Below are 21,161 nucleotides of genomic sequence, written 5' to 3'. Positions count from 1 at the left end.
CCCGCTCTTGTCGCTGTCCCGGCTCTGTCTGCTGTCGCCGCGGTGCCGGCCGGCGGCCGGGCCGGGCAACCGACCAAGTATCCGTTACCGGCGTTCTGTGCCGTTTCATGGGGTCCCGGCCCCGGTCGATCCGGACCGGGTGGTAAGGGTTCGCAGGGTTCCCGACCGGCCCTTCGCGGGCCGGGCCGTGCTGGCGCAGATCATGGTGGGCCGCCTTCGCTCCCCGCCGCGGGATTGCGGCTGGAGGAGTTCTAACGGCGCGCGCCGCGCCGCGTCAATGGTTTGTCAGAACATTCTGACGAAAGCGAGCGCCGCGGCCCGGGCCCACCGTCACCGTACGGCGTCGCGCCTCACGGCCGGACCAGCAGCTGGAACTCGAAGGCGTACCGGGTCGCCCGGTAGACGTGCGAGCCGAACTCCACCGCGCGGCCGGTGTCGTCGAAGGTGGTGCGCTCCATCGTGAGCAGCGGGGCGCCTTCGGGCTCGTCGAGCCGTGCGGCCTCCTCGGCGGTCGCCGCGCGGGCGCCGACCGCCTGGCGGGCACTGTGCAGGGTGATCCCGGCCGCCCGCATCAGCCGGTAGAGGCCGGTCTCCTCCAGGGCGGCGGTCTCCAGCTTCAGCAACCCGGCGGGGAGGTGGTTGCGCAGGTGGGCGACCGGCTCGCCGTGGGTCAGCCGCAGCCGCTCGACCAGGGCGACCTCCGCTCCCTCGGCGATCCCCAGCGCGGCGGCGACCTCGGCGTCCGCCTCGGTGGTGGTGTTCAGCAGGACGCGGGTGGCCGGCTTCTGTCCGGCCGCCTCCAGGTCGTCGTAGAGGCTGCTGAGCTCCAGCGGGCGCTTGACCTGGCTGTGGACGACCTGGGTGCCGATGCCGCGGCGGCGGACCAGCAGCCCCTTGTCGACCAGCGACTGGATGGCCTGGCGCACCGTGGGCCGGGACAGGCCGAGCCGGCCGGCCAGTTCGATCTCGTTGCCGAGCAGGCTGCCGGGGGCCAGCCGACCGTTCTCGATCGCGGCCTCCAGCTGCTGTGACAGCTGGAAATACAGCGGGACCGGGCTGTTCCGGTCCACGCTGAACTGGACGGGGCCCTCGGCGCCCGCGGCATCTGCATCGCGTTTCCCCACGCTCGCGAGCGTATCCGCCCGCACAGATGACGGGAAGTCCGGAGGTCACATTGTCCGGACAAGGACGGTCAGGGTGTCCGGAAGGGCGGGAAATCCCCGGCCTTCGGCGGCGGGAAGCGGGGCCGAGCTACCAGGGCAGCGGGCGGCCGTCGCGGAAGAACCCGCCGGTGGGCCCGTCGTCGGGCAGCGTCGCCGCGTACAGGACGCTCGCCGCACCCGCCGCGACCGGACGGCCGCCCGGCCCGCCCATGTCGGTGGCCGCCCAGCCCGGACAGACCGCGTTGACCAGGACGCCGTCCGGGCGCAGCTCGGCCGCGAGCATCCTGGTCAGCGCGTTCAGCGCGGCCTTGGAGGCGGAGTACGCGGGGGTGCCGCCGCCCATGTTCGTCAGGGACGCGGCCTCGCTGGAGACATTGACCAGCCGGGGGTGTGCCGAGGCGCGCAGCAACGGCGCGAAGGCGATGGCCATCCGCCACGGCCCGTACAGGTTGGTTTCGGCCGCCTCGCGCACCACCGTCAGATCGGCGGTGACCGCCCGCTGCCAGGTGTCGTAGGTGATCGCCGCGTTGTTGATCAGGACGTCCAGCCGGCCGAACGCCTCGGTGACCCGGGCCGCGGCGCGGGCGACGCTGCGGTCGTCGGTGACATCGAGGGGGAGCGGGTGGACGTCGGCGGTGCCGGCCTCGGCGCGCAACTCCTCGGCCACCCGCCGGGCGGCGTCCGGGTCGCGCCCGGTGAGCAGCACGGTGTGGCCGCGGACGGCCAGTTGGCGGCTCACCTCGCGGCCGATGCCCCGGGTGGCGCCGGTGACCAGGGAGACCGGGGAGACGGGGGTGGAGTGCGCGGTGGGGGTGGCGGCGGAGGGCGGCACGGGGGCTCCTGACGGCGGGCGCGGGCGAGGGCAAGGGGTGTGCGGGTGGACGGTGGCGGTGCGGAATACCTGGCCGGTCAGCGGCGGGCGGTCACCGGCGCCGGGCCTGGTCCGCCCGGACAGCCGCCGGAGCGTGCGGCGCGTCCACGGCCGCCCGGCCCGCCGCGTCCTTCGCCAGTGCCCGGATCCCGGCGGTCAGCAGCAGCGTGCCCAGCAACGGACCGGCCGCGGCGATCCCGACCGTCGCCGGGATGCCGAGGTGGCCGGAGAGCACCCCGAACGACAGCGGCCCGACGGCGGCCCCCGCGAACAGCCCGCCCTGCATCGCCGCCCCGGCCCGGGCGCTCTCCCCGGGCAGCAGCCGCATGGTGGCGGCGAGCAGCAGCCCGGTCCAGCCCCAGCCACCGGCCACCGCGAGCAGCGCCCCGGCCACGAACGCCGCCGGGGTGCCCACGACGATCACCGCGAGCCCGACGGCGCCGGTGAGCATCATCACGGCGACGGTCCGCGGGATCCGGTGCGGCGCCCGGTCCGCCAGTCCGCCCGAGGCGAGGCGGACCGCGATGCCGAGCACGCTGGCCAGCATCTGGAGCGTCCCGGCGGTGGCGGCGGAGAACCCGGAGGCGGTGCCGATCTGGATGAAGTACGCCGCGCCGACGTTGTTGCCGATGGTCGCCAGGGCCGCGGCGGCGCTCCAGGCGACGACGATCCGGCCGACGGTGCGCGGCGCGGGGGCCACGACCTTCGGGGTCCCCGCGGGGTCCCCCGAACGCCCCGCCTCCGCCACGGCCGGGCCGGACCCCGTCGGGCGGGCCAGCGCCGCCGCGACCAGTGTCAGCAGGGCCAGTCCGGCCGCGGTCCACAGCGCGGGCCGCCACCCGTACGGCGCGCCGACCAGCGTCACCAGCAGCCCCGGCAGGAACGGTCCGGCGCCGAGGGACGCGCCGAAGAGACCGCCCGCGAAGGAGTGCCGCCCGGGTGCGATGTCGGCGGCGATGACCCGGGCCGCGACCGGCTGGGTGAAGGCGTTGCCGAGCCCGGCGAGGGCGAGCAGCAGGCAGAGCTGCCACTGCTGCCCGGCCACCGCCAGCCCGGCGAAGACCGCGGCCGTCAGCAGGCTGACGGCGCCGAGCACGGCCCGGACGGGCAGCCGCGGCACGATCCGACGGGCCGCCGGGGCGCCCACCGCGGTGCAGGCGAAGAAGCAGGTGACGGCGGCGCCGAAGGCGGTACCGGTCAGGTGCGGCGCGCCCGGCACCGGCGCCGCGAGGGCGGGCACCATCAGCCCCGGGGTGACGGCCGCGATGGTCACCACGACGGTGGCGACCAGCCGGCCCCAGTGGCTGCGGCGGGCGGGCGCCGCGGTCGCCGGCGGCGGCACGGGCACCGGAGACTTCCCCAACGACGGGGCATTGGAGGGGAGTTGGTGCGGGGGCGAGGAGTCCATGGGGCGATCCTCCAGCCGGGCGCCGTTCCCCGTCCAAGACCTTTTCTGATAGCCAAGGGTTATGGACGCCCACATCCGCGATCTGCGCTACTTCCTCGCCACGGCCGAGGAGTTGCACTTCACCCGGGCCGCCGAGCGGCTCTTCATCTCACAGCCGGCGCTGAGCAAGCAGATCCGCCAGCTGGAAGAGGGCCTACGGGTCCGGCTCCTCCACCGCGACCGGCGCACGGTGACGCTGACCGCGGCCGGGGCCGCGCTGCTGCCCAAGGCGCGGGAGCTCGTCGGCCTCTGGGACGAGACCCAGCGGGCGGTGAGCGACGCGGCCGCCACCGAGGCCGCCGAACTGACCCTGGGCGTCTCCACCAGCGTGGGCCGCGGTCTCCTCCCCGCCATCCGGGCGCGGTTCGCCGAGCGCCGCCCCAACTGGCGCATCCGGGTCCGGCAGATCGCCTGGGACGACGGCTCCGCCGGGCTCGCGGACGGCACCGCCGACCTGGCGCTGCTGTGGCTGCCGTTCCCGGACCAGGAGGCGTTCGCCGTCGAGGTGGTGGCCACCGAGCCGCGCTGGGTGGCACTACCGGCCGGGCACCGGCTCGCGGACGCCACCGAGATACCGTTCGCCGAGCTGCTGGACGAGCCGTTCCTCGCGCTCCCGGAGAGCGCCGGCGCCCTGCGCGACCACTGGCTCGCGGTGTCCGAGCGGAACGGCCGGCCGGTGCGGATCGGGGCCGTGGTGGCCGGTGCGGACGAGACGTTCGAGGCGGTGGAGGAGGGGCTGGGCGTGGTGCTGCTGGCCGCCGGGAACGCGGCGATCTACCGGCGCCCCGGTGTGGTGGCCCGGCCGGTCAGCGGCCTGACCCCCAGTCGGCTGGCGCTGGCCTGGCGCGCGGACGACCACCGGACGGTGCTGCGCGATGTCGTCGAAGCGGTCCGCGGGGCCCGGCCGTCCGCGTAACATCCCGGGCACCGGCCCGGCCCGCCCGGCCACCGGCCCGTCGTACCCGGCTTGCCGAGGAGCCCCCGTGTCCGTGCGCCGTGTCGTCCCCGACCTCCACCTCGCCCCGGAAGGCGCCCCGGAGGCACTGGCCGACCACCGCGCCTTCTACGGCCTGCTCGGCTTCGAGGAGGTCATGAACCACGGCTGGGTGATGACGTTGGCCTCCCCCGCCAACCCCACCGCGCAACTCACCTTCCTGACGCACGATGCGACCGCGCCGGTCGCCCCGGACCTGAGCATCGAGGTCGAGGACGTGGACGCCGCCTACGAGGCGGTCCGGGCCTCCGGCGCGCGGATCGTGCACCCGCTCCGGGACGAGGAGTGGGGCGTCCGCCGGTTCTTCGCCGAGGACCCGGACGGACGGGTGATCAACGTCCTGGGGCACGGCCGCCCGGCCGCCGACTGAACCCGGCCGCCCGGTCCGGCAGTTGCCCCCGGCCGCCGGCGGGCTACTTCATCCAGGCGTCCTCGTACTTCCGGTACGTCCCGTCGTGGGTGGCGAGGTGGACCCACTGGTCGACGTAGGCCGTGAACTGGTAGTCGCCGCGGGGCAGTGCGTAGCCCTTCTCGGAGAAGGTGAACGGCTGGTCCGGGTGGACCGCGCACAGTTCGGGGTGGATCTTGGCTTGGTAGCGGGTCTCGCTGGCGTCGGTCATCATCACGTCCGCACGGCCGGCGATGATCTCGTCGAAGATCGTGGTGTTGTCCGGGTGGACGGTGAGGGTGGCCCGCTTGATGTGGGCGCGCGCGAACTGCTCGTTGGTGCCGCCGGGGTTGACCACGACGCGGGTGCCGGGCCGGTCGATCTGCTCCAGGGTCCGGTACTTGTCCTGGTCAGCGCAGCGGACGAGGGGGGTCTTGCCGTCCGTGCGGGTCGGCTCGCTGAAGGCGACCGAGCGGGCGCGGGCCAGGGTGATCGAGACGCCGCCCATGCCGATGTCGCAGCGGCCGGCCGTCAGGTCACCGATCAACCCGGCCCAGGTCGTCGGGACGTAACGGGCCGTGGCGTCCAGGCTCTTGGCGAGGTCCTGGGCCATGTCGATGTCCACGCCGCGGTAGCTGCCGGTGGCGGGGTCGCGGTAGCTGAACGGGCGGTAGTCACCGGTGGTGCAGACCCGCAGCACCCTGCGGCGCGGGATCTCGTCCAGGAGCGTGGCCGGCCGCCGGTCGCGCTGGGCGGTGGCCGCGGTGGTGGTGCCCGCGGCCGGGGCGGCGGCGTACGAGGCCGCCGGGGCCGCGGCGGTGACGGCGAGCAGGCAGGCGAGGGCGGGGAGGGTCGCGGCGCGCTTCATCGTGGGCTGACTCCTGATCAGGTGGCCGAAGCGCTCAGGGTGACAGAGCCCGGCCGCCGGGTGAACCCCCTGACCGGCTTGTGGGACGGCCCAGGAACCCGCCGGCCGCCCGGGCGTCGCCCCGCCCCGTCAGGCCCCGTACGGGTCCGTCGCCCCGGCCTCGCCCGGCTGCTGCGGCACCGCGTCGGCGAGCCGAGCCAGGAGGTCCGCGGCGCGCTTGGCCACCGTCTCGCGGTCCCCCTCCGACAGGGCCGAGCCCATGCCCACCGCGACGGCGCCGGCCGCGATCCACTCCGGTGCGGTCTCGGTCGTCACCCCGCCCGTCGGCACCAACGGCGCCTGCGGCAGGGCGGCGCGGACGTCGCTGATCCAGGACGGGTGGTGGCCGGCGGCCGGGAACAACTTGAGGGCGTCCGCGCCCAGCTCCAGGCCGCGCACGATCTCGGTGGGTGTCGAGACCCCCGCGAAGACCGGAACGCCGTAGCGGTGGCCGGTGCGGATCACTGCGGCGTCCAGGCTCGGCGCGACCAGGAAGCGGGCGCCGGCGTCCACCGCCATCCTGGCCGACGCGGCGTCAAGGACCGTGCCGGCGCCGATGACGGCGTCGTCGCCCAGCTCGCGGGTGAGGGTGGTGACCGCCTCCAGCGCGAAGGGTGTGGTGAGGGATATCTCCAGGCTCGTGATGCCCGCCGACAGCAAGGTGTCGGCGGTGGCGCTCGCCTCGTCGTAGGTCTTGCTGCGGACGATGGCGAAAACGCGCTGCGCCAGTGCGGCCCGGGTGATCTCCCAGCGATACACGGCAGTTCGCCGTCCTTCCTTCTTCTCCGACGCCCTCGCCGCGGGGATGCGGCGCACGACTGACCCAGCACTTTCCGGGGCGCGCCGCGCCGGCTGACCGCTGATGGCCCCTTTGCCGCCGATGCCCGCCCGTTCCTCGTTTCTGCCGAAACGCTACCGGCAACCACTGACAATCCTCTCGCGGGGTGCGCCCCTGTGCGCCCCTTCTGCCGAGAATGGGCGGAGGAGAGGGGGAAGTGGCAGGTGGGATCGCGGTGTCCGGGGGAGCACAACGGCGGCCGGGGTGCGTGGGCACCCCGGCCGCCGTGTGAGCCGCTCGTGCGGTTCGGTCGTCGGTCGACCTCAGCAGCCGAAGTCGACGAGGTTGAAGGTCGCGTAGTGGTCGGCGGTGTAGTAGTCCTCCTGCTGCTTCTCACCGGCGACGATGCGGCGGGCGCCGCGGTTCGGCGCGCCCGGCGTGACCACGGTGTACTCGTGGTAGTAGCCGGTGCCCTGGGAGGGGAGGACGCCCTCGCGGTTATCGAAGACCGTGCCGTCCTTCGGGTACGGGAAGGGGCCACCCTTGCCGATCAGGTCGAGGGTGTCGTGCGCCTGGGACGGCAGCTTGGAATAGCAGACGCTGCCGACCGACTTGACGTGAACAGTCGCGGTGTGGACCGCGGCCGGGTGTGCCGTGGCGGCGGGCGTCGCGGCGACCGCCGTACCACCGAGGAAGAGGGCCGATACAAGGGCGCCGGCGGCGCCGATCCTGGTCATCCGTGGGGGGATTCTCATGCCCACCAGCATGACGCGCGTAGACATGCCCCTGTCAATCCCAAGGGGCTGATGTTTCCCGGGAGTTCACACGGACACCGCAGCGTCGCCCCAAGTCGTCCCGAATGTTCCGCCGCCACCGCACCCGCGTCACCGACCGCTCACCGGCCCACCTCACCGACCACCCCACAGGAGGAAACCCCCATGCGCGTCAAGGACTTCGACCACCTCGTCCTCAAAGTGCAGGACATCGAGCGCTCCCTGGACTTCTACTGCGGGCCGCTCGGCCTGGAGCCGGTCCGGGTGGACGCCTGGCGGGCCGGCGAGGCACCGTTCCCCTCGGTGCGGGTGACCCCGACCACCCTCATCGACCTGATCACCGGCGACCGCCCCGGCACCAACGTGGACCACATCTGTCTGGTCGTCGATCCGCTGGACTGGCAGGAGGTCATCGACTCCGGCGTCTTCACCGTGCTGGAGGGCCCGGTCGGCCGGTACGGCGCCCGCGGCGACGCGCAGTCGATCTACGTCGCCGACCCGGACGGCAACACCGTCGAGCTGCGCTGGTACCCCCAGGACGTCGCCCAGTAGCGGACATGGCGTTTTGCCTCAGAGGCAAAGTTTTTGCCTCTGAGGCGAAGGCTGGTTATACCGGAAGCATGACCGAGCTCCCCGATCCGCCCTCCGACGCCGCCCCGGAGGAGCTGTCCACCGTCGCGCCGCGCCTGCGTGAGCTGCGGCGACGCAGCGCACTGACGCTGGAGACCGCGGCCCGGCGGGTGGGCCTGTCGCCCGCGCACCTGTCACGGCTGGAGACCGGTCAGCGGCAACCGTCGCTGCCGATGCTGCTGGCCCTGGCCCGGACGTACGGAACCACGGTATCCGACCTGCTCGGCGAGACCGCCCCGGAGCGGGACCCCATCGTGCGGGCCGGCCGCGCCGAGCCGTCGGAGGCCGGCGGCTGGACGTACTGGACCGTCGGCGGCGCCGGTCGCGCCCTGCAAGCCCTGCGGGTGCACGTGCCGCAGCGGGCGCAGGGGGACCTGGTGCGGGTGCACCCCGGCGAGGAGTGGCTCTACGTCCTCACCGGACGGCTGCGGCTCACCCTCGGCGAGGCGGTGCACGTACTGGAACCAGGGGACGCCGCGCACTTCGACTCGCTCACCCCGCACCGGTTGGCCGCCGCCTCGCGCGGTGGGACGGAGCTGCTGTTCGTGCACACGCTGCTCCAGAGTGGCGCCGCCGAGCTGTGCCTGGGCGACCGTGCCCCGCACCGCCGCGACGGCTGAGCCGCGCCGTCGGCCAGCCGCCGTCAGCCCTCGTCAGCCGTCGTCAGCCGTCCACCGTTCACCGTTCCGGAAGGGAAGGACCGTCCGCCATGCCCGACCACACCACCCCCGCCACTCCCCCGGCCGCCGAGGGCGCGCCCGACGCCCCGATCTCCCGCCGCTACGTCGAGAACAAGCCACCGCGCGGCCTGTACGTGCGGGTCTTCATCTACGTCGTCGCCACCCATGTGCTGCTGGCCTTCATGAGCCTGCTGGTGCTCATCGCCAAGTCCCGGTCCTAGGAGGACGTCCCGTCAGGTCCTGCTGACCCGGGCCCCCTTGCCCCGCCCCGGCGATCGGGTGAACCCTGCTGCCGCACCGTGCCCGACGCGCGCCCGGCAGCACCTCCGCGGCGCGACGCACGCACCAGACTCGTCCGTGAACCTCGCTGTACCGAGGAGGACCGAAGGATGCACCGTACGCGCACCGCGGCCGCCACCAGCCTCGCCGTGGCCCTCACCGTGATCCCACTGGCGGGCATGGCGGGGCCGTCCGGCGCCGCGCCGGCCCAGGGGCCCGACGACCCCCGGGCCAGACCCGCCACCGCCGCCCTCTCCCCCGCCCCGCAGTCCGTCCACGACCGCTCCGACCACGTCACCGTCACGCGCACCGTGGCCCTCGTCGCCGGGCCGAAGACCGATGCCCCGGCGCTGGCGCTGGTGACGAAGTCCCTGAAGGCCGCGGGCGCCCAGCGCGTCGTTCGGACCGGCCGGGCCGCCCCGGAGAGCGGGCGGCTGACCGTCTTCGTGGACGGGCCGGGCGCCCAGCGCGCCCTCAAGGGGCTGGGGGCGCGCGGCACCGCCGGGCTCCCGGCCGAGGGCTATGCGCTGGCCGCGGGCCGCGGCCGGATCGCCCTGGCCGGCAGGGACGCCACCGGCACGTACTACGCCGCGCAGACCCTGAGCCAGCTGCTGCCGCACCACGACCGCCCGGGTGCCCACGTGCCCGGCACCGTCGTCCGGGACTGGCCGGCGACCCCGCTGCGGGGTGTCATCGAGGGCTTCTACGGCACCCCGTGGTCCCACGCCGCCCGCCTCGACCAGCTGGACTTCGCCGCCCGGCACAAGATGAACCTCTACGTCTACTCCCCCAAGGACGACGCCTACCTGAGGGAGAAGTGGCGCGATTCCTACCCCGCGGCCCAGCTGGACCGCATCAAGGAGCTGGTGGACCGGGCCCGGGCCCGGCACGTGGAGTTCACCTACGCCCTCTCCCCCGGGCTGTCCGTCTGCTACAGCTCGGCCGCCGACGTCAAGGCGCTGACCGTCAAGTTCGGGACGCTGTGGGACATCGGGGTGCGGACCTTCGCCGTGCCGCTGGACGACATCAGCTACACCAAGTGGAACTGCGCCGCGGACAAGGCGAAGTTCGGGACCGGCGGCGGCGCGGCCGGCACCGCGCAGGCGCAGCTGCTCAACCACGTCAACCGGGAGTTCATCGCCCGCCATCCGGGCGCGCGGCCGCTCCAGATGGTGCCGACCGAGTACTACGACCTGAAGGCGACGCCGTACAAGGCGGCGCTCGCCGCCAAGCTGGACGCGAACGTGCTGGTGGAGTGGACGGGTGTGGGCGTGATCGCGCCGACCATCACCGTCGCGCAGGCGAAGCGGGCCCGGGAGGTCTTCGGGCACCCGATCCTGATCTGGGACAACTACCCGGTCAACGACTACGTCAGCAAGCGGCTGATGCTCGGGCCGTTCAACGGGCGGGAGTCCGGACTGCCGGCCCAGCTGGCCGGGATCACCGCGAACCCGATGATCCAGCCCGCCGCGTCCAAGCTGGCCCTGGCCACCGTCGCCGACTACACCTGGAACGACCGGGCCTACGACGCGCGGGCCTCCTGGAGCGATGCCATCGAGGAGCTGGCCGGCGGCGACGCCCGTACCGCCCGCGCCCTGCGGGCCTTCGCGGACGTCAACTACACCTCGGCCATCAACCCTCGGCAGGCGCCCGAACTGTCCGCCTCCCTCGACCGGTTCCACCACGACGGCAAGGCCCGGCGGCTGGACGCCGTGCTGCGCGACCTCCAGGACGCACCCGGTGTGCTGCGCGACCGGCTCCCCGACCGGGGCTTCGTCCGGGAGAGCGCGCCGTGGCTGAACGCCACCCGCGCCTGGGCGGTCGCGGCCCGCAACGCCCTGCGGCTGGTCGAGGCGGACCGGACGGGCGACACGGCAACGGCCCGGCAACTGCGGGACCGCATCCCGGGGTTGGTCACGAAGGCCAAGGCGTACGTCTACGTGGACATGAAGGGGAAGCGGATCCCGGTGGTGGTCGGCGACGGGGTGCTGGACACCTTCGTCGCGGACGCGCTGGCCGGGCGGTACGCGCAATGAGGTGATCCGGGGCCGCCGACGGCGGACTCCGCCACGGCGCGGCGGTGGCCGGACCTACGCTGAGGCCCCGGCCACCGCCGCGCGTCCCCCGGAGGAGTTCGCCATGGCCCGACCCGCCCGCCCATCGCCCGCCACCGCCCCAGGGGGAAGCTCCCCCGGCCTTCGTCCTGGGGGACCCCCGTCGCGCTGCGGTGACACCGGCGCCCCGCGTCCGGACGCCGCCGCCGTCCTCGACGAGGCGGTCCGCGCGCTCGCCCCGGAGGACGGCGCCAACCGGCTCGTCCGCCGGATCGCCGCGGGGCAGGAGCCGCGTTCGGTGTTCGCCACCTTCGCCCTGGAGCAGCACCAGGTCATCGCCGCCGACCGGATCAGCTTCCAGCACCTGGCGCGCCGCGCGGACGGCGATCCGCCGGTGGCCGACTTCTTCGACCTGCTCGCCCAGGGGGAGACCCGGGCGCTGGCGCGACTGGCCGGGCTGGCGGACGCCTGCGGGCTGACGGACCGGGAGATCGCCGAGTACTGGCCGCGCCCCGGCTGCCAGGCGTTCCCGTCGTACGCGGCGCGGCTGGCGCTGGCCGCGGAGCCCGCCGACGCGGCGATCGCGCTCACCGCCAACTTCGCGTCCTGGGGCGGCTACTGCGCCACCGTCCGGACCGCGCTGCGGGAGCACTACGACTTCCCCGAGGCGGCCCACGGCTTCTTCGGGCTGTTCGCCGACCCGGCGCCGGAGCTGGCGGACGCGGCCCGCGCGGCGGTGCAGCAGAGCATCGACACCGGCCAGGCGCGGCCGGCGGCGGCCTACCGCCACGGGCAGCTCCTCCAGGCGTACGAGGTGATGTTCTGGGACTCGCTGGGCGAGTGAGCCGAGCCGCTCGGGGGCGTGCCAGGTACGCCGCGCGGCCCTGACGGGTCGTCAGGGCCGCGTGGTGGGTCGGGTCCGGGCGGTCAGCCGCTCAGTTCCCGGTGGCGGGCGGCCAGCCGAGCCGCTCCTTCCTCGGTGAGCGCGCCGTGCAGCCGGAGCCGGGCGATCCCGCCGTCGGGGAAGATGTCCAGCCGGACGTGGGTCACCGCGGGCGCGTCGGTCAGCAGGAAGCGGTGGACGGTGTCGGGCTGGAGTCGGGTGCGGGGCAGCAGTTCGACCCAGTCGCCGTCCTCGCCGTCGCGCCCGGACAGGGCCGCCCAGCCGGCCGAGTTGCCCTTGAGGTAGCCGGTGTCGATCTCCACGGCGCGGATCACGGACTGCTCGGTGAGGCGGTAGCGCACCCAGTCGTTGCCGGTGCCGCGGCGGCGCCGGGTCTCCCAGCCGTCGTCCATCTTGCGGGAGCGGCCCGGCTGAATGGTGTGGGTGGGCGAGGAGTAGAAGCGGTCCGAGGCGTCCTCGACCTGGCCGCCGTTCTCCAGCGCGGCGAGGTCGAAGGTGCCCAGCGCGGCCAGCCAGCGGGGCGCCGGGGCGACCTCGCCGTGGACCCGGAGGCGGGCGATGCCGCCGTCGGGGTGCTGGTTGAGCCGCAGGTGGGTGAAGCGCTGCTCGGCGTGGACGGCGAAGCCGTTGGCGGCGTGCCCGCCGAGGGCGGTCCGCGGGACGAGCGGGGTCCACTTGACGCCGTCGGCGAGGAGCTCGGCCGGCGACGGGGAGCCCTCGACGCAGGCGCCCTCGATGCTGACCGACTGCGGGTAGTTGCCGCGGAAGTGTGCGGTGTCGACGACGATGCCGCGGATCACGCCGGGGGCGCCGAGCCGGATCAGCGCCCAGTCGTGGTCCTCGTCGGTCGGGAAGGGGTGGTCGCCGTCGGTGCCGCGGCGGCGCCGGGTCTCCCAGCCGTCCATGATCTTGCCCTTGTGGCCGAACGCCTCGGGGTCGAAGTGGGCGGGCGCGGGCGTCAGGAGGTTCTCCCGTTCGGCGAAGAACTCGTCGTTGGCGGCGAGCACCCCGGCGCCGAGCCGCCGGTCGGCGAGGTCGGGCAGGTGGGAGAAGGGGAAGCCGGCCGGGCCGGGGGTGCGGTAGTCGGCGTAGGGGTCGCCGCCGCCGTAGGGGCTGGCGTCCCCGGTGTAGTGCGGGAGTTCGCCGGTGGTCATGCGCGCGGCCTTTCGAGGAGTTCGCCGGTGGGCTCGGCGAGGGTGGTGCCGTCGTTGATCTTCCGGCCGCGCAGCCAGGTGGAGCGGACGACGCCGTAGAGGGTCTTCCCGGCGTACGCGGTGATCTTGTTGCGGTGCTGGAGTTCGGCGGGGTCGACGGTGAAGGTCGCGTCGGGCGCCAGCACCGCGAAGTCGGCGTCCCGGCCGGGCGCGATGGCGCCCTTGCTGCCGAGGCCGACCAGCTCCGCCGGGGCGGCGGACATCCAGCGGACCACGTCCTCCAGGCTGTGGCCGCGCTCCCGGGCGGTGGTCCAGATGGCCGGCAGGCCGAGCTGGAGCGAGGAGATACCGCCCCAGGCCGTGCCGAAGTCGGGGGTCTTGAGGTCGGTGGTGGAGGGCGAGTGGTCCGAGACGATGCAGTCGATGGTGCCGTCGGCCAGGCCCCGCCACAGGGCGTCCTGGTTGCCGGCCTCGCGGATCGGCGGGCAGCACTTGAACTCGGTGGCGCCGTCCGGGATTTCCTCGGCGGTCAGGGTCAGGAAGTGCGGGCAGGTCTCGACGGTGATCTTGACGCCGTCGGCGCGGGCGGCGGCGATCAGCGGCAGTGCGTCGCTGGAGGAGAGGTGCAGCACGTGCACCCGTGCGTCCAGCTTCCGGGCCAGCTCGATCAGGCCAGCGATGGCGTCGTTCTCGGAGACCCGGGGGCGGGAGGCGAGGAAGTCGGCGTACTTGGGGCCGTGCGCCTCGGGGGCGGCACCCAGGTGGCCGGGGTCCTCGGCGTGCACGATCAGCAGTCCGTCGAAGGCGGCGATCTCGCCGAGCACCGCCGCCAGCTGCTCCTGGTCGACCTCAGGGAACTCGTCGACGCCGGAGGGCGACAGGAAGCACTTGAAGCCGAACACGCCGGCCTCGTGGAGCGGACGCAGGTCCTTGACGTTGCCGGGGATGGCGCCGCCCCAGAAGCCGACGTCGATATGTGCCTTGCTGCGGGCGACGGCGCGCTTGGTGTCGAGGTTGTCCACGGTGGTGGTGGGCGGGAGGCTGTTGAGCGGCATGTCCACGAGCGTGGTGATACCGCCGGCCGCGGCCGCCCGGGTGGCCGTCCAGAAGCCCTCCCACTCGGTGCGGCCGGGGTCGTTGACGTGTACGTGGGTGTCCACGAGGCCGGGCAGCAGGACGTCGTCACCGAAGTCCTCCACCCGGGCGCCGGCCGGGGCCGCGGCGTCGTGCGGCAGGACGGCGACGATCTTCCCGTCCTTGACGGTGACGGACGCGGCCCGCGTCCCCTCCGGGGTGACGACCCGCGTGGAACGCAGCACCAGCTCTATTTCGGACACCCAGTACCTCCCATATCGTTGCTTCATCGTCGCGCGCCGGCGCGTGCGGGGCACGGCTGCCGCGGGCCGTGCCGCCCCTGGCGCGGAATCCCGCGCACCCCGCAATGTCGGTGTGGACCGGCGGTATACGGAATTCAACAGTCTGTTGAATGAGTCTTCACTCAGGATCCCGACCCGTCAAGACCCCGGTGCGGCGGCCGACCCGGCGATCGCACCGGACCGCTCCGGCCCCTCGACCTCCTCCACCGACTCGCCCCTGACCTGCGACGAGATGATGTCCTGCGGGATCGGACCGGTACCCGCCGCGGCCCGCTCGCGGCGCGAGACCGCGGCGTAGAGCAGCCCGGAGATCGCCATCCCGAAGATCCAGGAGAACGGTGCCACGGTGTCGAAGACCGGGATCAGCGCCAGCGCGGCGGAGACCGCGGCGGCCGGCAGGAACGCGATCACGGCCTTCGGGTTGTAGCCCCGGCGGTAGTAGTAGGCGCCGGCCGCATCGGCCGAAAACAGCGCATCGACATCGATCCGCCCCCGTCGCACCAGGTAGTAGTCGACGAGCAGGATCGCCACCAGCGGGCCGAGGAACGCCCCCAGCGCGCCCAGGAAGTACTGGATCACCAGCGCCGAGGAGTACAGCTTCCAGGGCATGACCAGCACCGCCAGCACCGCGGTGATCATGCCGCCGCGCTTGAAGTCCAGGTACTTCGGCAGCAGGTTGGCGAAGTCGTAGGCGGGCGAGACGAAGTTGGCGACGACGTTGATGCCGATGGTGGCGACGATGAAGGCCAGCGCGCCGATGACGGTGACCACCGGGTTGTCGATCTTCTGGATCACCTTCACCGGGTCGTAGATCGCCTCGCCGAAGACCGCGATGGTGCCGGCGGTGACCAGGACGGCGACCACCGCGAAGGCGGTGAAGTTCACCGGCAGCCCGACGAGGTTGCCCCGCCGGTAGGAGCGGTGGTCGGGGGTGAAGCGGGCGAAGTCGGCGTAGTTGAGGACCAGGGTCAAGAAGGTGGCCACGGTCAGGCTGACCGCGATCAGGCTCTGCTGGACCTGCGCGGTGCCGCTGAGCCCGGTCAGGCTGCGGGTCAGCGAGATGTCACCGTGCGACTTCACGACGAGGTACACCGCCAGCGCCAGCACCACCAGCCAGACCACCGGCCCGGTCGCGAAGTCCTGGACCTTGCGGATGAACTCCATCCCCCGGGTCAGCAGGGCGGCCTGGAGGCCCCACATCACCATGAACGCGACCCAGCCGAGGGTGGACAGCCCCAGCACCGAGTTGTGGTGGTACGCGTCAAGACCGGGCGCGATCTGGAGCGTCAGCAGCACCACGGCCGTGGAGGCCAGCCAGGTCTGGATGCCGTACCAGGCCACCGCCATCACCGCGCGCAGCAGCGCCGGGATGTTGGCGCCGTAGACGCCCCAGCTCGCCCGGGCGAGCACCGGATAGGGAACCCCGGTGCGGTGCCCGGCGTGTCCCATCCGGTTCATCATCCAGTAGACGAGCGTGATGCCGACCAGCAGCGCGGTGAAGACCTCCCAGGCCGGCAGCCCCAGCACGAAGAGGCTGGCGGCGAAGGCATAGTTGCTGATCGCGTGGGTGTCGGACATCCACAGCGCGAAGACGCTGTACGTGCCCCAGGTGCGCTTCGCCGCCGGTGCGAGGTCCTCGTTGTAGAGCCTCGGGTCCGGCGGTCCCGGTCGGTGCTGCGGGGATGTACTCATGTGTTCTCCCAGGCAGGTCGGGTGGAGCTCAGGTGTCAGTCGTCAGATGCCTGACGTCTTCGCGGAAAATGCGGTGTACCGGGCGGAATCCTGCATGCATCCCCACTCCCCCGCGGCCGTGCGTGTGAGGTGGCTGCTCAGCGGCCAGGAGCCGATGACCTTGGGGCGGGGCGGGGCGAAGCTGCGCTGCGTACTGGTGGTCAGGCCGAGGCCGACCACCGCCTCCGCGAACTTCACCGCGGCGGCGACGCCGTCCACGACGGGCACCCCCAGCGCCGCCGCGACCTTCTCCTGGAGCCCGGCCATACCGCCGCACCCCAGGCAGATCACCTCCGCGCCGTCCCGGACCACCTCGCGGGCGGTCTCGATGATCACTGCGACGGTGCGCTCCGGGTCCTCCTCCAGCTCCAGGACCCCGAGCCCGGCGCCGCGGACGCCGGCGCAGCGCTGGAGCAGCCCGGCGGTCAGCAGCCGGTCCCGGATCTGCGGCACGGCGCGGTCGAGGGTGGTGACGATGCCGTACGCGTGGCCGAGCATCAGCGCCATCTGCGCCGCGCACTCGGTGATGTCCAGGACGGGGACGTCCAGCAGTTCCTGGGCGCCCTCCCGGCCCGGTTCACCGAAGCCGGCCATGACCAGCGCGTCGAACGGGGTGTCCAGGGTGGCGAGCCGGTCCAGGACGGCGGCGGCGCTGAGGTACCCCTCGAAGTGGCCTTCGATGGACTCCGGCCCCCAGAGGGGTTCGGTGGCGAGGATCTCGGTGCCCGGTGCGGCGACCGCGGTGGCGGTGGCACGGATCGAAGCGGTCATGGAAGCCGTGGTGTTCGGGTTCATGACGAGAATGCGCATGACGCTCCAACGATTTGGAGGATTCCACAGAATGGACAGTAGGTTTCGCGCAGCAGAACGTAGCTATGGCCACTGGCACCGTCAAGGGATCTCGGCAAGGAGGCGGCACCTCGGGGCATACGGGCGCTGACCGGCGGGAACGAGTGTGCGATACGCGGTGTGCCTGCGCGGTGTGACCGGTAGGCTGCTCCGGTCGGGCCCGGCGCCCGTAAGGCATAGAGCCGAGACCGATCCGACCCGCCCCGAAAGGAACGCGACGTGCCGCCGTCCAGCGCCAGCACCTCCGCCGCCGATGCCAAGCCCGCAGGCGCCAGCGGCGGGGTCCAGTCCCTTGAGCGCGCCTTCGACCTCCTGGAGCGGATGGCCGACGCCGGCGGTGAGGTGGGTCTGAGCGAGCTTTCCGGCAGCAGCGGACTGCCGCTGCCCACCATCCACCGCCTGATGCGCACGCTGGTCGCCTGCGGCTACGTCCGTCAGCAGCCCAACCGCCGGTACGCCCTCGGACCGCGCCTGATCCGGCTCGGCGAGAGCGCCTCCCGACTGCTGGGCACCTGGGCCCGGCCGTTCCTGGCCCGCCTCGTGGAGGAGACCGGCGAGACCGCCAACATGGCCCTCCTCGACGGGGACGAGATCGTCTACGTCGCGCAGGTCCCGTCCCGGCACGCGGTGCGGATGTTCACCGAGGTCGGCCGCCGCGTGCTGCCGCACTCCACCGGCGTCGGCAAGGCCCTGCTGGCCAACCACTCGCCGGAGGAGGTCCGCGCGCTCCTCGGCCGTACGGGCATGCCCGCAGCGACCGAGAAGACCATCACCGACCCGGAAAGCTTCCTCGACGCCCTGGCCGACGTCCGTCGCCTCGGCTACGCGGTCGACGACAACGAGCAGGAGATCGGCGTCCGCTGCCTCGCGGTCCCGGTCCCCAATGCGCCCACCTCCGCGGCGATCTCCATCTCCGGGCCGACCGGCCGGGTGACGGAGGCCGCGACGGACAAGATCGTCCCGGTGCTCCAGGAAGTGGCCGCCCAGCTGTCGGTGGCCCTGGCCAACCAGACGCCGGCGTAATGTCCGGGTGAGGCGTCCCGCCCGGGTCGTCTCACCCGCCCGGCAGCTCGCCGAAGCCGTCGATCCGCTCGCGGACCTCGGACAGCGCCGACGACAGCGCGCTCACCGAGCCCACCGCGCCGGCTATCAACAGAAGCGAACGGCGCAGCCGGGTCACTTCGGGTGCGCCGTGGCTCACCATCGCGTCCAGTGCGGCCAGTTCGTCGTCGGCGGTCGACCGGTCCGGCAACTCGCCGGGCAGGACGGCCAGTTGGCGGCGGAGCCGGGCCACCGCCATCCGTAAGGCGCGGACCCTCGGGTCGTTCCCGTCCCCGGTCATGCGGCTGTCTCTCTGGAGCTGTTCCACAACGACGGCGCCCTCCCAGGCGGTTGCCCGTTCCGCGATGCGGGACAGTTAACGCCACGGTGTGCGGCCGGCGCCATACGGAGAGCCAAAAAAACTCGATCACCGGCCCGTTCGGGCGTCCCCCCGGACGGGCGCCACCGGTTGCCGGCGGACCGCCCGTCCTGGTAGCGCCATCAGGAAGTCGGTGCGGGGGCCACCGCGTTGCGCCAGACCCGTACGTCGAGTCCTCGTGGACGATGCGGTAGAGCACGCCGTGCGCGGTGCCCTCGCCGAACGCCGGGGTGCCGACCCCCGCGTACGCCGCGACCTGCCCCAGTGCGAAGACGTCGGTCGCCGGGGTGACGGTGGCCCCCATGGCCTGTTCGGGCGCCATGAAGGTGGGCGTGCCGACCGTGACGCCGCTGCCGGTCAGCGAGGTGGCGTCGGCGGCCCGGGCGATGCCGAAGTCGATGACGCGCGGACCGTCGGCGGCCAACAGCACGTTGGACGGCTTCAGATCGCGGTGCACGATGCCGGCGCCGTGGATGACCTGGAGGGCCTCGGCGATCCCGGCGACCATCAACAGCACGGTGGGGACGGGGAGTCGGCCGTGTTCGGCGACGGCGGCGGAGAGTGCGGGGCCGGGGACGTAGGCGGTGGCGAGCCAGGGCATCGGGCCGTCGGTGTCGCTGTCGATCACCGGGGCGGTGAACAGCCCCTGGACCCGCTGCGCGGCGTGCACCTCCTGCGTGAACCGGCGGCGGAACTCCGCGTCTTCGCTGAACTCGGGCCGGATCACCTTGATGGCCACCGGCCGCCCGCCGGGCGTGTAGGAGAGGTAGATCTTGCCCATTCCGCCGGAACCGAGCTTCGCCGTCAGGCGGTACCCCGCGATCACGTGCGGGTCGTCGCCCGCCAACGGCTGGAAGTTCCCGGACGGCTCCGCACCGTTCACCACTTACGTCCCCCGACTCTGCCTCGCGGACCCCTCAGATGACCCGGACCACAGCATCCGCGGCGGCCGAGCGTCCGCAACGGGGCAGCACCCTATCCGGCCGGACGCCGCACCGTGACATCGTGGCCGGCGCCGCCGGCGACACCGGCACGGCATATGCCGCACGGCCGCCGGAACCGCGCCACATCGACCGCCACTCGCCGGCGACTTGACCCGCCCCTCGGCGCGGTGCGCACGCCGCCGAGACCCGCCCCGGTCCCGCCGCCCCGTCCCGCTTCCCCAACCCGCCTCCCCCTGGCCGGTTTTCGCCTCTCGGTCCCCGATTCCCCGACCCCACGGCCGGCTTCGCCCCCGGACCCGGGCGCCCGCGGAGCGCCCGGAGCGCACGCCCGGCCCGCGCCGCCACGCGCGAATGCCCGCCGACGGCATGACCATGCGTCAGTACGTGCGTTCCCCCGGGCACCCGTTGGCGTGGGCGTATCCCGTACAAGGCGTACGGCGCCGCGCGATGGAGCATTCTCCCTTCCGGGAAATGTCCGGCATATCACTGAATCGCACACCACTGGACCATTGGATCGGAGAACGCCATGGAGCCCAACCCAGGCCCCAACCCCGGCCCCGACTCCCGGCACCTCAGCGTCATCCAGCTCATCTGCCGGGCGTACGGCCTGGCCGACGCCTCCGAGATCACCGAGGAGCTCATACACCGTTACGTCAGTGAGGACCGGCACGCGGACGAGCGGACCGCGCAGCTCCGGGACCGGCTGCGGCCGCGGATCCCGCGGCAGCGGACGGCGGGGGACGCCGCCTGACACGGGCCGGCGCCGCCCGATTCCGGGCGGCGGAGGGCGCCGCGCGACGCCATGAGGTAAGCAGTTCCCATGGCACATCCAGGGGAACGCGCGGGCGCCGGGGGGAAAGCGGGGGCCGTACGGCCCGAGGGGAAGGTGGCCGGACTACTGCTCGCCGCGGGCGGCGGTAGGCGGCTGGGGGGACGGCCCAAGGCACTGCTCGACCATCGGGGACGCCCGCTGGTCGAGCACGCCGCACGGGTACTGCGGGACGGCGGCTGCGGACCGGTGCACATCGTGCTGGGCGCGGCCGCCGAGGCCGTCCGGGCCCGGGCCGAGCTGGCCGACTACGGCGTCTCGGTGAACCCGGACTGGGCGCAGGGCATGGGCTCGTCACTCCGGGTGGGCCTGACCGCACTGGCCGGGTCGGGGGCGGACGCGGTGGTGGTGTCCCTCGTCGACCAGCCGGGCATCGGCGCCGCCGCGGTGGCCCGGGTGGTGGCCGCGTACACCGGGCGGGACGCGCTGGCGGCCGCGGCGTACGGGGGCGAGCGGGGGCATCCGGTGCTGTTCGGCGCGGAGCGGTGGGCGGACATCGCGGCGAGCGCGGAGGGCGACCGCGGGGCGCGGGCCTATCTCCGACGGCACGCCGGGGCGGTCACGCTCGTCGAGTGCGGCGATGTGGCCGAGGCGTACGACATCGACACGCCGGAGGACCTGCGGCGGCTTGAGTGACCGGCGATCGCCGGGCCGGCGCCTCCCGGCCCGGCGGGGGCCGCACATTCTGCGGCGGACGGGACACCGGGCGACCAGAACGCCCGCCACGGCCGCGGGTTGACGGGAAACCGCCGCTCCGGGGCGGGGGTAATGGAGAGTGACCGCTGTGGCACCGAGAGCCATTCGATCATCACTTCTGTCGACTCAGAGAATCTCGACGTCAACAAACCATTGAAGTTCCGCGATAAGGAAACTAGTCTCCACTGGTCAGAAGCGCCCTGCTACCCGTACGGCGCCCGCGACCGCATCTCGGAACCGCGGCACCCCGTGCCGCTCAGGTGCCCCGGCGGCCGCCAGGCACCGCCGCTGAAT

Annotated in this window: 21 protein-coding genes and 1 pseudogene; 10 read left to right on the top strand and 12 right to left on the bottom strand. The window is 73.4% G+C overall.

Annotated features, from left to right (window positions below):
• Positions 1-350: 350 nt before the first annotated feature.
• The 3 genes from ACO0M4_RS07195 to ACO0M4_RS07185 form a co-directional block, all read right to left on the bottom strand.
• Complete coding sequence (locus ACO0M4_RS07195; RefSeq protein WP_430371284.1) at positions 351-1,070, bottom strand: GntR family transcriptional regulator; 720 nt, start codon at positions 1,068-1,070, stop codon at positions 351-353.
• 181 nt (positions 1,071-1,251) lie between these two features.
• A complete protein-coding gene (locus ACO0M4_RS07190) occupies positions 1,252-1,995 on the bottom strand; it encodes an SDR family oxidoreductase (protein WP_430368864.1) in 744 nt (247 codons plus the stop codon).
• A 91-nt stretch (positions 1,996-2,086) separates the two neighbouring features.
• On the bottom strand, positions 2,087-3,442 hold the full coding sequence (locus ACO0M4_RS07185) for an MFS transporter (protein ID WP_430368863.1): 1,356 nt from the start codon (positions 3,440-3,442) through the stop codon (positions 2,087-2,089).
• A gap of 61 nt (positions 3,443-3,503) precedes the next feature.
• On the opposite strand from ACO0M4_RS07185, the gene ACO0M4_RS07180 reads away from it, so the two are divergent.
• Together ACO0M4_RS07180 and ACO0M4_RS07175 are read left to right on the top strand one after the other, a co-directional pair.
• On the top strand, positions 3,504-4,397 hold the full coding sequence (locus ACO0M4_RS07180; protein WP_430368861.1) for a LysR family transcriptional regulator: 894 nt from the start codon (positions 3,504-3,506) through the stop codon (positions 4,395-4,397).
• A 67-nt stretch (positions 4,398-4,464) separates the two neighbouring features.
• Positions 4,465-4,845 (top strand): VOC family protein, encoded by a 381-nt coding sequence (locus tag ACO0M4_RS07175; RefSeq protein WP_390023326.1) that lies wholly within the window; start codon positions 4,465-4,467, stop codon positions 4,843-4,845.
• 43 nt (positions 4,846-4,888) lie between these two features.
• Here the strand turns inward: ACO0M4_RS07175 and ACO0M4_RS07170 are convergent, their stop codons facing one another.
• The 3 genes from ACO0M4_RS07170 to ACO0M4_RS07160 all read right to left on the bottom strand — a co-directional run bounded on the left by ACO0M4_RS07170 (position 4,889) and on the right by ACO0M4_RS07160 (position 7,303).
• On the bottom strand, positions 4,889-5,731 hold the full coding sequence (locus ACO0M4_RS07170; protein WP_430368860.1) for a transporter substrate-binding domain-containing protein: 843 nt from the start codon (positions 5,729-5,731) through the stop codon (positions 4,889-4,891).
• A 129-nt stretch (positions 5,732-5,860) separates the two neighbouring features.
• Positions 5,861-6,529: a bifunctional 4-hydroxy-2-oxoglutarate aldolase/2-dehydro-3-deoxy-phosphogluconate aldolase gene (locus ACO0M4_RS07165; protein WP_390023330.1), complete on the bottom strand. Its 669-nt coding sequence runs from the start codon at positions 6,527-6,529 to the stop codon at positions 5,861-5,863.
• A 342-nt stretch (positions 6,530-6,871) separates the two neighbouring features.
• Positions 6,872-7,303 (bottom strand): ribonuclease domain-containing protein, encoded by a 432-nt coding sequence (locus tag ACO0M4_RS07160; protein WP_430368858.1) that lies wholly within the window; start codon positions 7,301-7,303, stop codon positions 6,872-6,874.
• A gap of 183 nt (positions 7,304-7,486) precedes the next feature.
• On the opposite strand from ACO0M4_RS07160, the gene ACO0M4_RS07155 reads away from it, so the two are divergent.
• From ACO0M4_RS07155 to ACO0M4_RS07135, 5 genes are all read left to right on the top strand, one after another.
• Complete coding sequence (locus tag ACO0M4_RS07155; protein ID WP_430368857.1) at positions 7,487-7,873, top strand: VOC family protein; 387 nt, start codon at positions 7,487-7,489, stop codon at positions 7,871-7,873.
• 68 nt (positions 7,874-7,941) lie between these two features.
• The gene (locus ACO0M4_RS07150) at positions 7,942-8,571 is read left to right on the top strand and encodes a helix-turn-helix domain-containing protein (protein WP_430368856.1); all 630 of its coding nucleotides are present in this window, start codon (positions 7,942-7,944) and stop codon (positions 8,569-8,571) included.
• Positions 8,572-8,660: 89 nt separating this feature from the next.
• A complete protein-coding gene (locus tag ACO0M4_RS07145; protein ID WP_430368855.1) occupies positions 8,661-8,852 on the top strand; it encodes a DUF6126 family protein in 192 nt (63 codons plus the stop codon).
• Between the two features lie 168 nt (positions 8,853-9,020).
• Positions 9,021-10,946, top strand: a complete 1,926-nt coding sequence (locus ACO0M4_RS07140; protein WP_430368854.1) for a beta-N-acetylglucosaminidase domain-containing protein — start codon at positions 9,021-9,023, stop codon at positions 10,944-10,946.
• Positions 10,947-11,049: 103 nt separating this feature from the next.
• Entirely contained in the window at positions 11,050-11,808 is a 759-nt protein-coding gene (locus ACO0M4_RS07135) for a transcriptional regulator (RefSeq protein ID WP_430368852.1), read from the top strand.
• A gap of 83 nt (positions 11,809-11,891) precedes the next feature.
• Here ACO0M4_RS07135 and alc read toward each other — a convergent pair whose 3' ends face one another.
• From alc to ACO0M4_RS07115, 4 genes are all read right to left on the bottom strand, one after another.
• On the bottom strand, positions 11,892-13,022 hold the full coding sequence (alc, locus tag ACO0M4_RS07130) for an allantoicase (protein WP_430368850.1): 1,131 nt from the start codon (positions 13,020-13,022) through the stop codon (positions 11,892-11,894).
• Positions 13,019-14,386: an allantoinase AllB gene (allB, locus tag ACO0M4_RS07125; protein ID WP_430368849.1), complete on the bottom strand. Its 1,368-nt coding sequence runs from the start codon at positions 14,384-14,386 to the stop codon at positions 13,019-13,021. Before allB ends, alc begins: the two co-directional genes overlap by 4 nt.
• Before the next feature lie 150 nt (positions 14,387-14,536).
• Positions 14,537-16,090, bottom strand: coding sequence for an NCS1 family nucleobase:cation symporter-1 (locus ACO0M4_RS07120; protein WP_430368848.1), 1,554 nt, complete (start codon positions 16,088-16,090; stop codon positions 14,537-14,539).
• Between the two features lie 42 nt (positions 16,091-16,132).
• On the bottom strand, positions 16,133-16,939 hold the full coding sequence (locus tag ACO0M4_RS07115; protein WP_430368847.1) for an aspartate/glutamate racemase family protein: 807 nt from the start codon (positions 16,937-16,939) through the stop codon (positions 16,133-16,135).
• 258 nt (positions 16,940-17,197) lie between these two features.
• Between ACO0M4_RS07115 and ACO0M4_RS07110 the strand changes: the two genes are divergently transcribed.
• A complete protein-coding gene (locus tag ACO0M4_RS07110) occupies positions 17,198-18,001 on the top strand; it encodes an IclR family transcriptional regulator (RefSeq protein ID WP_430368846.1) in 804 nt (267 codons plus the stop codon).
• A 31-nt stretch (positions 18,002-18,032) separates the two neighbouring features.
• On the opposite strand, the gene ACO0M4_RS07105 is transcribed toward ACO0M4_RS07110, so the two are convergent.
• Positions 18,033-18,320, bottom strand: a complete 288-nt coding sequence (locus ACO0M4_RS07105) for a DUF5955 family protein (RefSeq protein ID WP_100607658.1) — start codon at positions 18,318-18,320, stop codon at positions 18,033-18,035.
• 250 nt (positions 18,321-18,570) lie between these two features.
• Positions 18,571-19,284: pseudogene (locus ACO0M4_RS07100) on the bottom strand (serine/threonine-protein kinase); the annotation flags it as partial.
• Between the two features lie 584 nt (positions 19,285-19,868).
• On the opposite strand from ACO0M4_RS07100, the gene ACO0M4_RS07095 reads away from it, so the two are divergent.
• Both ACO0M4_RS07095 and ACO0M4_RS07090 read left to right on the top strand, forming a co-directional pair.
• Entirely contained in the window at positions 19,869-20,093 is a 225-nt protein-coding gene (locus ACO0M4_RS07095; RefSeq protein WP_430368844.1) for a hypothetical protein, read from the top strand.
• Positions 20,094-20,228: 135 nt separating this feature from the next.
• Positions 20,229-20,807 carry a nucleotidyltransferase family protein gene (locus ACO0M4_RS07090; protein ID WP_430371282.1) on the top strand — a complete coding sequence of 193 codons (579 nt, stop codon included), beginning with the start codon at positions 20,229-20,231 and terminating at the stop codon, positions 20,805-20,807.
• Positions 20,808-21,161: the final 354 nt, after the last annotated feature.

The sequence above is a fragment of the Streptomyces sp. RGM 3693 genome (assembly GCF_050471125.1).
Lineage (GTDB): Bacteria > Actinomycetota > Actinomycetes > Streptomycetales > Streptomycetaceae > Streptomyces.
Note: the sequence above shows the minus strand (reverse complement) of the source record. Positions and strands in the feature narration are given on the sequence as shown.

Coding starts and splice junctions, on each gene's coding strand:
- ACO0M4_RS07185 (WP_430368863.1), bottom strand. CDS start 3,442: ATGGACTCCTCGCCCCCGCACCAACTCCCCTCCAATGCCCCGTCGTTG.
- alc (WP_430368850.1), bottom strand. CDS start 13,022: ATGACCACCGGCGAACTCCCGCACTACACCGGGGACGCCAGCCCCTAC.
- ACO0M4_RS07105 (WP_100607658.1), bottom strand. CDS start 18,320: ATGACCGGGGACGGGAACGACCCGAGGGTCCGCGCCTTACGGATGGCG.
- ACO0M4_RS07180 (WP_430368861.1), top strand. CDS start 3,504: ATGGACGCCCACATCCGCGATCTGCGCTACTTCCTCGCCACGGCCGAG.
- ACO0M4_RS07160 (WP_430368858.1), bottom strand. CDS start 7,303: ATGAGAATCCCCCCACGGATGACCAGGATCGGCGCCGCCGGCGCCCTT.
- ACO0M4_RS07145 (WP_430368855.1), top strand. CDS start 8,661: ATGCCCGACCACACCACCCCCGCCACTCCCCCGGCCGCCGAGGGCGCG.
- ACO0M4_RS07120 (WP_430368848.1), bottom strand. CDS start 16,090: ATGAGTACATCCCCGCAGCACCGACCGGGACCGCCGGACCCGAGGCTC.
- ACO0M4_RS07170 (WP_430368860.1), bottom strand. CDS start 5,731: ATGAAGCGCGCCGCGACCCTCCCCGCCCTCGCCTGCCTGCTCGCCGTC.
- ACO0M4_RS07095 (WP_430368844.1), top strand. CDS start 19,869: ATGGAGCCCAACCCAGGCCCCAACCCCGGCCCCGACTCCCGGCACCTC.
- ACO0M4_RS07155 (WP_430368857.1), top strand. CDS start 7,487: ATGCGCGTCAAGGACTTCGACCACCTCGTCCTCAAAGTGCAGGACATC.
- ACO0M4_RS07150 (WP_430368856.1), top strand. CDS start 7,942: ATGACCGAGCTCCCCGATCCGCCCTCCGACGCCGCCCCGGAGGAGCTG.
- ACO0M4_RS07135 (WP_430368852.1), top strand. CDS start 11,050: ATGGCCCGACCCGCCCGCCCATCGCCCGCCACCGCCCCAGGGGGAAGC.
- ACO0M4_RS07140 (WP_430368854.1), top strand. CDS start 9,021: ATGCACCGTACGCGCACCGCGGCCGCCACCAGCCTCGCCGTGGCCCTC.
- ACO0M4_RS07115 (WP_430368847.1), bottom strand. CDS start 16,939: ATGCGCATTCTCGTCATGAACCCGAACACCACGGCTTCCATGACCGCT.
- allB (WP_430368849.1), bottom strand. CDS start 14,386: ATGAAGCAACGATATGGGAGGTACTGGGTGTCCGAAATAGAGCTGGTG.